Source organism: Pseudomonadota bacterium, assembly GCA_018817425.1.
Classification (GTDB): domain Bacteria; phylum Desulfobacterota; class Desulfobacteria; order Desulfobacterales; family RPRI01; genus RPRI01.
Genome location: JAHITX010000123.1, coordinates 87,551 through 102,364, shown reverse-complemented (window position 1 = coordinate 102,364; position 14,814 = coordinate 87,551). Strand labels below are relative to the sequence as shown.

Genomic DNA, 14,814 nt, shown 5'->3' with positions numbered 1-14,814 from the left:
GAGAAATTTATGAAGAGACGCTTAATATTTATATTTACGGTTATGTTTTTGCTGGTATGGGCAGGTTTATTGTTAGCTGATAATAATACCAATACTAAAAGTTCCCGTGGTAAATCAGTAGACGTTGGTTTTCTTCCGGCAGAGCTTAAAACCATGCAAATTGAAGATAATTTTATTAAATCAAATGAATCGGATGTGGGAACCATTCAAAAAGCCTCCGGCCATGTTGTAGTACTGCATAAGGATTCAAATAAAGCTTATTATGCAATTACCGGAGATGCCGTTTATCAGCAGGATGTTTTTTATACCCTAAAGGATTCCAGATGCCGTATCAGGTTTAAAACGGAAGATATTATAACTATGGGTGAAAACGGCAAGATTATAGTTGAAGAAGTTTCTGAAGACAGTGCTGCCAAAGAGAAAAAATCCGTTATGAGCATGCTTAGGGGCAAAGCCATGTTTTATGTTGTGCGCCTGTTTAAATATAGAAAAATTTCAGCATCTGTTAAGACGCCGACTGCCGTAATGGGTGTAAGAGGCACCAAGTTTGGTGTTGAAGTAAGAAAAGCCGGCGAAAAAATAGCCGATCTTTCTGACGAAAGCCTGATTTATCTTGCTGAAAATGGTTCTGAAAATTTTGAAACCATAATTCACGGTTTTGACGGCAGTGTTGGTGTAACTTCAAATGCCGATGGCAGTACAAACACTGTTGGAGCAGGTGAAAGTCTTTTTGTTGACAATCTTGGTGCGGGTAATGTTGAACCCACAGACCCCAATATTGCGAATCAGTTTATTCAGCAAACCGAGGGAGGTGGGTTTGTTCTTGCCGGGATCTTGGGTTCGGGTGCAGACGATGCTGGAGATATAATAGATAATATTATTAATACAGCCGGTACTGATACTACAGATGGCAATGTGGAAAATATTACCCAAAACTTAACCAGTTTGGTAATTGGTGAAACCGATAGACCTGTCAATACATTGGGTTATTTTACGGCAATGCTAACAAGGATGGATAGCACTAAATATTATGAAGGAACATATATAAGCGGATCTGTACAGAATTTTGATAACCCTGATGCAGTTGCAAGTGACACGCCTAATGGAGATATGAAATTAGACGCTTCAGGCGGAATGAGCAATGCTAAGTTAACTGATCTTGATGTTAATACCAAGCATGATAATATTTCCGGCAGTTATCCTGCAATTTTTGCAGAACTTGGGCATAATGCATATATGGAATGGGGTTACTGGACACAGACTGAACCGATGGCCGGAATTTCTTACACCTATTATGTTGATAATAAGGGATACTATATTACAGGAGATCCCACCTCAACAACCGATATGATGACTTTACATAATACTTCAGGCTGGTGGTCATATGCCGGAGGTGCAGAGGGAACCTATTGGACAAATTCCGGTGGCGTAGATATGACCGGTTCATTCGATGCCAAGGTAAATTTTATGGATGGTGCCATTGAAGAATTTAATCTTTCTGTTTCAAAAGACGGGTTCATTGCAAGCGTTGAAAACGCAAGCGGCCGTTTAACAAACGAATCACCTGAGTTTCAGCTTAGCGGAGGGGCAGCTAAAATTGATGCTAATACATCGGTGGAATTCACTGCCAATGGGTCTTTGTATGGGCCTGCGGCAAATAGTATTGGAGGAGCATGGGCTATAGAGCCAATATCAGCAGATAATGACCATGCCACAGGTATATTCCATGGAACAAATCAAGGATCTACCGCAGCTCCTTGATAATTAAGGTGAGAGGGTTGGGCTTTATTTTGATTTAATCACATATGCCCCATTCCAGCCGTTATGCGGCGGGTTGGTTTTATATTCATTGCAGCGGGCCAGCATTGTTTTGCTTGGCCCGTCGCTTATTGTTATATCAAGGGCGGATATGAAATACGATATTGCCTGATCCCAGTTTTTCTTCCTGTATGCCAAAAGCCCTTTTGCGTAAAAGTCAAAAGTCATTTGCATCCTGTCTGTTACTTCTTCTAAATACCCTACAAGCTCAAATATAGTTACAGGTTCATTTTTGCCAACAACACTTACGGAATCTATTTCGCGTGTTACAACATTACTTCCAAGCGCTGTTGCCGTTGAGTCGCTAATTAATGAATATACTCCGTAAATTTTGTTGACGCTTTCAAGCCTTGAAGCAATATTTACGGTATCTCCCATCATTGTATAGTTTTTTCTGGTTTTTGATCCCATGTTACCAACAACGGCAGGCCCACTGCAAATTCCAACGCGCATTTTAAGGGCAGCTCTATTCTCATGTTTCCATTTTGATCTAAGCTCAACCAGTTTTTTCTGCATCTTGATACAGGCCATGCAGGCAACTTCGGCATGATTGGGTAAATCGTTCGGGGCTCCGAAAAAAGCTATTATTGCATCACCAACAAACTTATCTACGGTTCCTTCATGTTCAAAAATAATTTCTGTCATTTCAGTCAGAAACTCATTTAATAATTCAACCAGCTCTTTAGGTGAAAGCGATTCGGATATAGTTGTAAAGCCCTGTATATCTGAAAAAAATGCAGTAATTTCCCTATCCTGACCACCAAGATCAAGCTTTTCGGGAAATTCTATAAGCTGTTTTACTACCGAAGGCGCAAGGTAGGTTGAAAATACATCTTTTATATATTTTTTCTGTTTTGATTCCGTTAAATATTTAAAAAGGGTTATACTGACAAAAACAATAACCATTGTTGAGAGCGGATACACAATGTTTAATATCCATCCTTTGTGTGAAAAAAGAAGCTGACATAAAATAATATATCCGCCAAATAAGAACAATAATGCACCAACGCTTGTTATAGGGTTGGTTCTTCGTACAATTAATCCAAGCGTAAGACCTGCAAAAATTATTGCAAAAATATCAGAGATAATGGCCCAGCTGGGTTGATACAAAAAATTATTTGATAAAATATTGTCTATAATATTTGCATGAATCTCAAGCCCCGGGAAAATACTGGAAAAGGGCGTTACTCTTTGATCATAAATTCCTATTGCAGTAACACCTACAAGCACAATTTTATCTTTTATAAGATTAAGATCCGCATTTCCTTTTAATATATCTGTAACTGAAATAGGCTTAAAAGTTTGTGCCGGGCCCCTGTAATTAATTAATATATGTCCTAATTCATCGGTTGGTATCAAGTGTTTTCCAATAGCAATTTCTCCAACGCCATATTCATATATTTTAAGAGAAAGTTGTTTATCAAGAAAAGCGCTAACAGTTATAAGAGCAAGAGGAGCATACAAAGCCTCTTTGCATTTTAATACGGCAGGAAGCCTTCTGACTACCCCATCTTTATCGGAAAACATGTTAAAATAGCCGGAATAATTGGTTGCATCCGAAATTTCCTTAATATTGGATTGAGGAAATACTGTTTCAATCAGCGGTGCTTTTGGGGCAGATTTTGATAAATATAATATTGTATTATATTCAGAGCTTTGCACATTTGCCTGATGCATTTCAATTTCTTTTTCATCAATATCATTAGTCGTGGAATCATCGTTTTGAAAAAAATATCCGAGTATGACTTTTGCTTTGGAATTATGAATTGCGGTGGCAAGCAGCCTGTCACTGTCTGTTTGAAATTTGAGATCTTCAAGGTATTTTGATAATGAAGGATTTAATTGATTTGATTCTTTTATTTTATTTTGAATGCTTTCTATTGCTTTTACAGTGATTTTTTCATCAGCTTCAAGAAATCCTATATCAAATGCAATTACTTTTGCACCTGCATCCGAAAGTTTATTTACAAGGTCTGCCATTTTTGACCTTGGCCAGATCCATGTGCCTTCATTTCTTATGCTTTTTTCATCAACAACCGCAAGAACAATATCCGACGATGGTGTAACAATTCCCCTTGATTCAAATCGTAAATCAATAGTCTTTAATTCCATGAAATCCAGAAAGTTTATGCCAAAAACATAAGATATAGTTGCAACTATAATAACGAGTATGGAAATTATGATAGGATTTAGTTTTATTTTATTCATTTTAATCAAATGTTTATATTGTTTCCGGTAGCTTAAGATTCTTCTGGGATAATATTGTAACTTGTGCAATATGTCAATATTGACGGAATAAAAAAACATGGTAACCGCATTTGGAAATAATAGTTTTTTTCAAACATCCTAAACCGTCATGCCGGACTTGATCCGGTATCCGGAACTAAATGAAATTACAGGATAGCGCTAAAGCTCCACTCCGTGCCCCGGCAGGTAAATTATTGAAACTAGTGTCAAGGCCATTCTAAGATACCATTGTTAGCCCCAACTCTCTGACTGCCCAATAGCACAATAGGCTGCGCGCCTGAACAATTTCCCGCTGTTTCCCGGCAGCTCAAACTTTATCAGGTTCAACCGCCAGAACTTCGGCAATTCTGGTTGCTACCCCGTTTATGTTAAAGCCGCGAGCCAGAAGATCATATGTATTTTTCATTTGCTCGTCAGCAGCTTTAAGCACACTTTCAACAAATTTCCCATCTCCCAAAATCCTCTCCCTTTCTCAAAAGCCTTTGCCATCAATACACTATGGCCCGCAGTATGGATAATTGTGCAACGTTGTTAAATCAGGAACAAGCCCGGCCCTTAGAGTGTTTAGATGGATGTAGCGCACCAGTTCCAATAAATAAGATTCTTCCTAGCATAAAACTCTATCGAACATATCAGCCAGCATTAATCAAGTTTAATAGTTTAGTACCTAATACTACCAATATTTTTTATAGCCGTACTTTTGTCATATATTTACAGAAGGGCGGATTGTAAAGAAATCCGACATTTTGCTATAATGTCTCTTGAGATGTGAGAAAATATATGATAAACATCTGTAATTATGACTATTGTGGCATAAAGAGAAACTATAAAGGATTTTTTACGGTTATTGGGCTTTCTTTTCGGAAAACATCGTTTATCGTAATTTTAGCGAAGGCCTGTTCGAAGAATACTAAATATTATTCCAGTTATATCAATTAATTCTAAATTTTATGGATAATGTTGCCTGCCATAGGTCACGATTCATAGTTTACCGGGGTAACTTTTTGATGAGGATATCTTTCTTGGTTTTATTTAAAACTGTCGGGATATTTTACAATCTTCGAATTTTGTCTTAAAAGCTTTGTGGCAGTGTATTTAAGCTATATTGCATTCCTTCGGAAGCCTCCAAATCAATAAATATTGTCGGATATCTTTACACTTTGTTCCCAGTAAATAATTTGGCTGAAAGCAATCTTTTTAAAATCAAATAGATATAAGAATGGAACGAATATTGCTTAGTAAAGGATAATTTTGACCTATAGAGGCGAAATCGCCTGTAGCGATTATGTGATTTATTATTCTATGTGAATTTTAAGTAATTAAATATTATTTATCGGATATTGAAACCATTAGAGAGGAGTAAAATATGAAAAGATTAATTATGTTGTTTACTGTCGTTGCTTTTTTATTATTTGGCACCGGGTTTGCTTTTGCGGATGTTTTGGATTTTGAAGATTTGAACAGCATCTCTTTTACCAATCCATACCATGGTTTTAATTTTACGGCCGATTCTTATGCGAAACCGGCCATTGATGACGGAAACTATAGGTGGGATGGCACCAATGGCAGTTATTCCATTAATTCAAAATATTTCAATCCTGTTGTAATATCAACTTCAACCGCATTTTCCTTGGACAGCTTATTTGTTAACACGGATGCCGATCATTACACAATTACTATTTTAGGTTACTTGGAAGGTTCTGTAGTTGCGAGTACATCTCAAATCAATGATAGCATTCATAGTTTTAAATACTTTGTTGACTTTTCGTCGGTTCATGACACGACCGAATGGGATAATATTGACAAAATAGAGATTTTTTCGGGGGCCGGTGGTAATAACGCTCACGTATGTATTGATGATATTACTTATAATTCTGGAAGTAGTAGTGCTGTTCCCGCACCGGCTACCATGCTTCTTCTTGGATCAGGCATATTCTCTTTGGCCGGGCTCAAACGACGATTTAATAAATAATACACTTCAGAGCCACTTTATTTATATTACTGCTTGAAAGTTAAATATACTTCTGTTAAAAATAATAATACAAATTATTACGGATATAAGCTTAGGATGGGTCGTCAATCAGATGTTCAAAACAAGCTCTTTTACAATGTCCGTTGGGAGTGGTATCGTAATTATGTGCTCAAAATTGATCCTTCAACATAATTTCCAAAAGCTTTTTTGATGTTTACTTTTACTATCGTATTTTTTAAACGGTCATCACCGCTTATAAGTACGGGTATGTAATTTGAGGACAGTCCTTTAAGCAGGTTGGTTTTCGGGTCTCTTTTTTCTTCTATTAATACATCAAGATCTGTCCCTATTGCTTTTTTATAAAAACTTGCTTTTTTTAAATTGCCAAGTTTTCGTATACTAGCGCATCTTGCCTTTACAATATCTGAAGAAACCTTTCCGGGCAGATTCTCTGCAACAGTATTTTTGCGAGGTGAAAAAGGAAAAACATGAAGATAAGTTACCGGCAGTTCCTGAATAAGGGAATATGTATTTTCAAAAGCTTCATCTGTCTCACCGGGAAACCCTGCAAGAATATCTACACCTATTGCAGCATTCGGCATATGGTCATTTATCTTTGTTATAAGGTCTTTAAAGAATTCACGAGTATAGGGCCTTCGCATTTTATTAAGTATTTCATTATCTCCGCTTTGAAGCGGAATATGAAAATGGGGGCAGATAATGTCAGATTTTGCGGAAAGCTTGATGATTTCAGAAACAAGTTCATTAGGTTCTATCGAACTTATGCGAATACGATCAATTATTTTTAAAGAGTCTAATAATGTAAGCAATTCAAGCAAAGAAGTTTTCGGAGACAGATCAAGACCGTATTTTCCGATATGAATTCCTGAAAGTACTACTTCACGGTGCCCTGCTTTTTTAATATTTTTTATACTTTCAATCACGGTTTCTATAGGCATGCTGCGGCTTTTGCCTCGTGTATAAGGAACTATACAATACGAGCAGAAAGCTTCACAGCCATCCTGTATTTTAAGAAAAACCCTTGTCCTGCTTTCGGAATGAAGAGCGGGAAGCTGCATAAATCCCTTATTGTCAATCAGATTTTCTTTAAACAGGGCAGGGGAGGTATCGGAAAAAAAGCTGTTTGCTACAGAAATGATTTTATGTTTTTCCTTTTGTCCGATAATATGATGAACGCCTTTTATTTTATTTAACTCATCAGGTTCTGTTTGGGCATAACAGCCGGTTACAATAATTTTTGCTTCAGGATGTAAACGTATCGCCTTTCTTATGGCCTGTCTTGACTGCATGGAAGCTTTTGCGGTTACGGTACAGGTATTTATTATGCATACATCAGGTTTAGCGCCATCTTCTGCCGATGACCAACCGGATAAGGAAAGGCCTTTTGAAATATATTCGGATTCACATTGATTTACTTTGCAACCAAGAGTGGTGGTGACAAATTTAGGCATTTTCGATAAAACCTCCGCCTATAACTTCATCCCCGATATAAAAAACTGCGCCTTGTCCGGGAGTTACCGCAGATTGTGAAGTTTCAAATTCTATAGTTGCACAATTATCCGCTTCCGGAAAAAGTGTGGATGGAACCGCTTTATTACGGTATCTTATTCGTGTATGAACTTTAACCGAAGATGAAAATGATTTTGCTATCCAGTTTATGTTTGCTATTTTACAATGGGTTTTTAAAAGATCATTTTTTGATCCGACTACTACACGGTTGGAATCGGTATCTATGCCAAGAACATAATAAGGATTTGGAGCAGGGCAGTTAATCCCACGCCTTTGTCCTATAGTAAACAGATGAATTCCCTTATGGCTTCCTATTGTTTTTCCGCTTGAATCAACAATTATCCCGCACTGGGGTTCAAACCCTGTCTCTTTTACAAGAAAACTCCCGTAGTCATTGTCTTTGATAAAGCATATGTCCTGGCTTTCTTTTTGGACAACAGGGTGTAATCCTTTTTCTTCCGATAGTCTGATTACTTCTTTTTTGGTAAATTCATATAAAGGAAACAATGCGCATGAAAGCTGTTCTTGACTAAGAAAAGAAAGAAAATAAGACTGATCTTTTCTTGTATCTTTTCCTTTTAAAAGATGAAACAGGCCGTCTTTTCCTAAAATTTTACCGGCATAGTGTCCTGTAGCAAGAGATGTGCATCCGAGTTTTTGGGCAAACTTAAGAACCGTTTTAAATTTAATTAACGGGTTGCATACCAGGCATGGGTTGGGAGTTTTTCCGGCTTTATAAGTCTGTGTAAAATAGTTTATAACATTTTTTTTAAATTCTTTGCTACAGTCAATGAATTCAATTTTGATGCCGATCTGTTTTCCAAGATCTTCTATTTTACGATGATAAGTTATGTTTTTACTTGTATCAGAATTGTCGCTATATTCATAACCGGTTGTAAAATGTATTCCTGTAACATCATATCCTTGTTCTTTCAGAAGATATGCTGCAAAAAGCGAATCAACTCCGCCGCTTAAGGCAATAGCAGCTTTTTTTTGCATTCAAAAAAAATTATTATCTACAGGGCGCATTTTCATTGCGCGTGGTGGGCAGGCCGGGACGCAGAGCTCACAAACACTGCATTTGCTCTGATCATACACTATGATCATTTCAGGGCGCTGAATAGAAAGGGCACCGGTGGGGCATACTGCGGTGCATGCTCCGCAATGGGTGCATTTTTCATTATCCCGTTTTATTTCCTGGGAAGCGTTTTGTACTTTTACTCCCTGGTCTTTTAAGTATTTGACTCCCTCATTAAAATTTTTTCTTGAACCGAAAAGCTCAAGAACCATGATTCCTTCTTTTTTCGGAAGAATAGTTGCATTTAAGATATTAAACATAAGATCATAATTTTTAACAAGAGAACACACTAATGGTTTTTGCACTTCAGTTTCAGGAAATCTGAGAATCAGTATTCTCGAATACACTTTAATACCTCCGGTTATATTTTTTAAAAATGATATTACCGTATTTGAAGGTAATGTCAAGATTGGAGAACGATGTTTACAGGGTAAAAGACGAAACAACCCCCTTTATTAAGGGGGAATTAAAGCTGCGCTCCCTTTATGATGTAATTCATTTGAATTTCTTTATTAGGGTGGGGTGGTTATATTAAATCCAAATGCGATTACACTGACGATGTTGACAGTGCGATCGAATTTACAACAATTGCCATAATGTGTGCAATGTTTAGAAATTCATATAACATGGGATTTGCATTCACAACAACTATGGTTTAATCTTAAAGCATAGTTAAAAAATCAAAAGCAAATATACGGAGCAAGTATGAATGAAATTGATCAAGCTGAGTATAAATTAATATTGCGCGGGTTAACCCGCCACGATTACCCTCACATCAAACGAATAATGGATAAAGTATATTCAGGAATGGGTGGTGCCTGGCAGGAGGATGAATACAACGCATTAATCGATAATTTTCCTGAAGGGCAAATTTGTATCGAAGATAAAGGTGCTGTTGTAGCTGCTGCTCTTTCTATTCTTGTAAATGCGGAAGAGTTTGAGAGCCGGCACAGCTATGAGGATGTTGTTAGCGGTGGCAAAATGACAGGCCACGATCCTGATGGAAACGCAGTGTATGGTGTCGACATTTTTGTTGACCCGGATTACCGTGGTTTGCGCATCGGAAGGCGTTTATATGATGCCCGTAAGGAATTATGCGAAAAATTGAATTTGAAATGCATTATTTTTGGCGGACGAATCCCCGGTTATGGTGAACACTCGGATGCTATGTCTCCTTCCGAATATATTCAAAAAGTCAAGGCCAATGAAATCTATGACCCTGTATTGTCATTTCAGCTTTCAAACGATTTTCACATAAAAAAGATAATAAAAAATTATATACCTGAAGATACCCAGTCCCAGGCATATGGGGTATTGATGGAATGGAACAATATCTATTATGAAAAAAAGCAAAAATTATTCGGCGGACGAAAATCCTATCCGCGCATAGGGGTTGTCCAATGGCAGATGCGCCCTTTTAATGATTTGGATGAGTTTTTGCAGCAAGCTGAATTTTTTGTGGATGCGGTTGCAGGCTATAATTCGGATCTTGTTTTGTTTCCGGAGCTTATGAACGCGCCACTGTTAACAAATTTCAATCAGGAAAATCCGGCTGAAGCCATGCGATCCCTTGCGGAATATACCGATGATATTCGGGCGGCATTTGTCAATATGGCTATTACTTACAACATCAACATAGTCGCAGGCAGTGTTCCTCAACTAAAAAATGAGTTTTTGTACAATGTATCCTTTTTATGCCGTAGAGACGGTACGTGGGAGGCGCAGTACAAGTTGCATATTACGCCGGACGAAGAAAAATATTGGGGATTGAAGGGGGGCGATGAAGTCCGGATATTTGATACCGATATAGGCAAAATCGGCATTCTCATCTGCTATGATGTCGAGTTCCCCGAGTTGGCGCGGTATCTGGCGGATAAGGGCATGACATTTTTATTCGTTCCGTACCTTACAGATACCCAAAATGCATATCTCAGGGTTCGGCGATGTGCTCAGGCCCGTGCCATTGAAAATGAATGTTATGTGGCGATATCAGGAAGTGTTGGTAATCTGCCGAAAGTTGAAAACATGGACATTCAATATTCTCAGTCGGCTGTATTCACACCATCGGATTTTGCTTTTCCGCACGATGCTATTGCAGCAGAAGCGACACCCAACACCGAAATGACTCTTATGGTTGATTTGGATCTTGATTTACTCAAAGAATTACGGCAGCAGGGGAGTGTGCGAAATCTTGAAAATCGGCGCAAAGACCTTTACAAGGTGGTGTGGCTCAAATAGCTTACCCCAAAGCCACATCAAGAATCATCATTACTGAAAAACCGGCCATTGTTGCCATTGTTACCAGATCTATGTTTGCATAGTTTCTTTGAGATTCCGGAATCAGTTCTTCCACTACTACAAAAATCATGGCTCCTGCTGCAAAGCAGAGTGCGTATGGAAGAATGTTTTGCATTTTCAGAACAAATATTGCTCCGATTACTCCGGAAATCGGTTCCACTATGCCAGAAGCTTGTCCCATGAAAAAACTTTTGCCCTTAGTCATCCCTTCTCTTCTTAATGGCACTGATACAGCGGTCCCTTCTGGAAAGTTTTGAATTCCAATCCCGATTGCCAAAGCAATTGCTCCCCCGATTGTGGCGGAAGGAAGATTAGCTGCAGCAGCTCCAAATGCAACACCTACTGCTAAGCCCTCAGGTATATTGTGGAGAGTTATGGCAAGTACCAGAAGTGTGCTTCGTTGCCATGAGGTTTTTACCCCTTCTTTTTTGTCAATACTGAGGCCAGGATGAAGATGAGGCAGAAATTTATCGGTCAGTCTCATAAAAATTCCGCCACCCATAAATCCGATGACTGCCGTCAACCATGGAGTGTGCCCCAACTGTTCCGCCATTACTATGCCTGGTGCGAGAAGAGACCAGAAGCTTGCGGCAATCATAACGCCTGCAGCAAAGCCAAGCATTGAGTCCATAAGCTTTTGGTTTACAGCTTTTGTAAATAATACAATTGAAGCCCCGGCAGCAGTGACACCCCAAGTAAAAAGTGTGGCAATAAATGCCTGTGTAACAGGATCGAATTGTTGGAAGAAATAGCCCATTTTATTTCATTTGTTTAATGTTTAATGCAATTAAATTATAGAAGCTATATTTGTCGTTATTGTTCCCAATGAATGCATTCAGATTTTAAATATTGAAGGATTGCCATATTTCTATGCGGTGTCCTTCAGGATCAAAAAGATAAAAGACTCTGACATTCCATACATGCTTATTGATTACCGTTGGCTCTAATCCGTATATATATACTCATTTAAGGTCGGAGTAGCCTTATAATAAAACATCCGGATAAGCGTAAAAAATATCCCGAAAAAACATAACGCGATTGACGTTGAAAATAGCAGATATCTGTATTTTTTCATTTGCACCAAAATAGAAGTTTATGTAATTATCAGAAATTTTTCAAATGTTATCCACTCAACTTTTTCATTGCAATGCGTGCGGCAATAACTACAGGATCCCACAGGGGAGAAATTGGAGGAGCGTAGCTTAAATCAAGATCGGATATTTCTTCAACCGTTAAACCAGCGTGCAGTGCCGTTGCAAGTATATCAATACGTTTAGCGGAACCGGCTTCTCCAACTATCTGGGCACCCAAAAGCTTACCGCTTTTCTTTTCAGCAAGTATTTTAACCGAGATAGGACCTGCATTCGGATAATAATCCGCGCGGGTCATGCTTTTTGTAACAGATGTAATATATTCCATCCCGATTTGCTGAATCTCTTTTTCGGCAAGACCGGTTCGTGCAACTTCGACCTTACCTATTTTTGTAACAGCAGTACCTACCAGGCCGGTAAAAGCAGCATTTCCTCCGGCCACATTAGTCCCAACCACCCGGCCATGCCTGTTTGCCACGGTACCTAAAGCAATATTTACTGGCTTTTTGCTGATCAGATGAAAAGATTCGGCGCAATCACCTCCGGCCCAAACATTGTCAGCCGTTGTATGCATTGCAGTGTCAACCTCAATGGCTCCTGTTATTCCAATTTTTATTCCCGTATCTTTAACAAGTAAAGTATTCGGTTTTACGCCCATACCAAGTATAACAAGGTCGGCCTCAAATGTCCTTTTGTCGGTTACTACCGAGTGAACATAGCCTTTGTTGATTTCAAAGGCCGTAAGGCTTTCGTTTCTATAAAGCTTAACACCTGCTTCAATCAAAGCATCTGAAACAAGTGCTCCCATGTCAGTATCTAAAGTCAGCATAACTTCAGAAGCTCTTTCTATGAGACTGACTTTCATTCCCAGCAAAAGCAGATTTTCAGCCATTTCAAGCCCGATGTAGCCGCCACCTATAACTACAGCTTTTTTAGGCTTATTTTTTTCAATATAATCTTTTAAAGCCAGTCCGCTTTCAAGATTGTTTACCCCAAATATTCCTTTTGCATCTATTCCTTCAACAGGAGGTTTAATCGGAACAGCACCTGTTGATATCATCAGTTTATCAAAGGATTCCCAACGGTCTTTTAAATTATCTTTTTCCTGAACTAGTAATTTGCCCTTTTTGAGATCGATTTCTTTTACTTCGTGAAATAATTTCACATCTACGTCATTATTTTTCTTAAACTCTGATACGGTTTGTCCTTTCAGTTTTTCAATACTATCGACCAACCTGCCGATAAAATATGGAATACCTCAGGTGCCGTATGATATATGAGGACTTTTTTCAAACACAATAATTTCAAGATTCTTATTTAAACGTCTGGCTTTTACTGCTGCCGTCATCCCGGCAGCATTGCCTCCGATGACAACAAATCTTTCTGTGCTCATAGTTTTATCCTCCGGGTAGGTTGTTTGCTTTTATGAATATAAGATAGTAACAAACAGTTTATCTGATATTTGTTAACTTGAAAATATCAATCAACCTTTTTTTGCAAAATCATATCTATTGCTTTATCCAACGCATTGTTAAAATCTTTTACACGACCCATCATTAAAAAATGATCCGCTTCTTTTAAAACAATTGCATCGAATGAAAACATATGCCTCCGGTTTGCTTCATAATTTACGGGCCATAAATCCGCATTCACAGTAACAACAGGTATACGAATCTCATCAAATATTTTAGCCGCTTCCCCTGTAATAAATTGTGACATCATCTCCTTCATAGCATTTAAGGCAACCGCAGGTGGAGCAGCTGACATATCCGAAAGAATCCAATCACGAAGCACAGGATCAGTTTGAGGAGAAATCATATTCTTAACAAATTCCCGGCATCCTGCTGAAAAATCTTTTTCCAGAGGCGCTATCATCTGCTCAAGCTCTTTTGGGGTCATCGGATATTCTATGTTTTCAAAAGTATCTATGCCAATTAATCCAATAACACGGTTCGGCATTAGCCTGGCAGCTTCAGCAATAACCGGACCGCCCATAGAATGCCCTATCAGAATAATTCTACTACTGCCGGTTGTCTCTGCAACCGCACAAACATCTTCTCCGAAAGCCTTCATGCTATACTGTGAACGCGTAAAACCTGATTGACCATGACCGGCAAGATCAAGCACTACAACACGATATTTTTTAGAAAAATATGACAGCTGTTCAAGCCAGTAGCGGGCATCGCAACTCCAACCATGAACGAACACAAGAACCGGTTCGCCAGCGCCATACATCTCATAAGAAATAGAAGTACCATCCCTGGAAGAAACAACATGAGGCCATTGCGCTTCAGCTCTTAAAGCCCCAAAAGATAATAAAATAAATATCAAGCAGCCAACTAAACTTGCCGAATATCTCGCAATAAGTTTACAGTAATTACTTTTCTCAAAACCAACTGTTTTTGATACATCTTTCATAATTTATTTTCCTTTGTGCCAAAAGCTGTTAATCAGCCGCATATTGAAGACTTTCGGTACATTGACTTTATTATGTACGTTATGCATAAGTGTGAATTTATGGGGTGAAGGCCCCCTGTGTGTGAATTCTGTTAATTATTAATATCATTAACAGAAACACTACCCAAAGGCAAGAACGGAATTGTGAGTGGATTTAATTGTAACACACTGTATTTTCCTACTTTTGTCCGTATAAAAGCAAGTAATAATTTATTAAAAAGCATTTAAAAACAGCTATACTGCAGTGTTTGCATAAAAAGTGACAAGCACCTGATCAGTTTTGGATGTGTTATTTCAGATGGTTATTATTAGGCAACTATCTA

11 protein-coding genes are annotated in these 14,814 nt (G+C 38.3%); 3 read left to right on the top strand and 8 right to left on the bottom strand.

Annotated elements, in window-relative coordinates:
• The first annotated feature begins 9 nt into the window (after positions 1-9).
• The gene (locus tag KKC46_20665; protein ID MBU1056213.1) at positions 10-1,761 is read left to right on the top strand and encodes a FecR family protein; all 1,752 of its coding nucleotides are present in this window, start codon (positions 10-12) and stop codon (positions 1,759-1,761) included.
• Positions 1,762-1,785: 24 nt separating this feature from the next.
• Here the strand turns inward: KKC46_20665 and KKC46_20660 are convergent, their stop codons facing one another.
• Together KKC46_20660 and KKC46_20655 are read right to left on the bottom strand one after the other, a co-directional pair.
• Complete coding sequence (locus KKC46_20660) at positions 1,786-4,026, bottom strand: adenylate/guanylate cyclase domain-containing protein (protein MBU1056212.1); 2,241 nt, start codon at positions 4,024-4,026, stop codon at positions 1,786-1,788.
• A 346-nt stretch (positions 4,027-4,372) separates the two neighbouring features.
• Positions 4,373-4,522, bottom strand: coding sequence for a hypothetical protein (locus KKC46_20655; protein ID MBU1056211.1), 150 nt, complete (start codon positions 4,520-4,522; stop codon positions 4,373-4,375).
• Between the two features lie 909 nt (positions 4,523-5,431).
• Here KKC46_20655 and KKC46_20650 point away from each other — a divergent pair.
• Positions 5,432-6,037 carry a PEP-CTERM sorting domain-containing protein gene (locus tag KKC46_20650; protein MBU1056210.1) on the top strand — a complete coding sequence of 202 codons (606 nt, stop codon included), beginning with the start codon at positions 5,432-5,434 and terminating at the stop codon, positions 6,035-6,037.
• Positions 6,038-6,198: 161 nt separating this feature from the next.
• On the opposite strand, the gene mtaB is transcribed toward KKC46_20650, so the two are convergent.
• Genes mtaB through KKC46_20635 form a run of 3 tightly spaced genes read right to left on the bottom strand, consistent with a single transcriptional unit; the run spans position 6,199 to position 8,992 of the window.
• Complete coding sequence (gene mtaB, locus KKC46_20645; protein MBU1056209.1) at positions 6,199-7,509, bottom strand: tRNA (N(6)-L-threonylcarbamoyladenosine(37)-C(2))-methylthiotransferase MtaB; 1,311 nt, start codon at positions 7,507-7,509, stop codon at positions 6,199-6,201.
• Positions 7,502-8,566 carry a tRNA 2-thiouridine(34) synthase MnmA gene (mnmA, locus tag KKC46_20640; protein ID MBU1056208.1) on the bottom strand — a complete coding sequence of 355 codons (1,065 nt, stop codon included), beginning with the start codon at positions 8,564-8,566 and terminating at the stop codon, positions 7,502-7,504. The genes mtaB and mnmA overlap by 8 nt, the downstream gene beginning before the upstream one ends.
• Positions 8,567-8,992 (bottom strand): 4Fe-4S binding protein, encoded by a 426-nt coding sequence (locus KKC46_20635; protein ID MBU1056207.1) that lies wholly within the window; start codon positions 8,990-8,992, stop codon positions 8,567-8,569.
• 358 nt (positions 8,993-9,350) lie between these two features.
• Between KKC46_20635 and KKC46_20630 the strand changes: the two genes are divergently transcribed.
• The gene (locus KKC46_20630; GenBank protein MBU1056206.1) at positions 9,351-10,883 is read left to right on the top strand and encodes a bifunctional GNAT family N-acetyltransferase/carbon-nitrogen hydrolase family protein; all 1,533 of its coding nucleotides are present in this window, start codon (positions 9,351-9,353) and stop codon (positions 10,881-10,883) included.
• Between the two features lies 1 nt (position 10,884).
• On the opposite strand, the gene KKC46_20625 is transcribed toward KKC46_20630, so the two are convergent.
• The 3 genes from KKC46_20625 to KKC46_20615 form a co-directional block, all read right to left on the bottom strand.
• Positions 10,885-11,700, bottom strand: coding sequence for a ZIP family metal transporter (locus KKC46_20625; protein ID MBU1056205.1), 816 nt, complete (start codon positions 11,698-11,700; stop codon positions 10,885-10,887).
• Between the two features lie 365 nt (positions 11,701-12,065).
• Positions 12,066-13,427, bottom strand: coding sequence for an FAD-dependent oxidoreductase (locus KKC46_20620; protein ID MBU1056204.1), 1,362 nt, complete (start codon positions 13,425-13,427; stop codon positions 12,066-12,068).
• Between the two features lie 86 nt (positions 13,428-13,513).
• Positions 13,514-14,452: an alpha/beta hydrolase gene (locus tag KKC46_20615; GenBank protein MBU1056203.1), complete on the bottom strand. Its 939-nt coding sequence runs from the start codon at positions 14,450-14,452 to the stop codon at positions 13,514-13,516.
• Positions 14,453-14,814 lie beyond the last annotated feature (362 nt).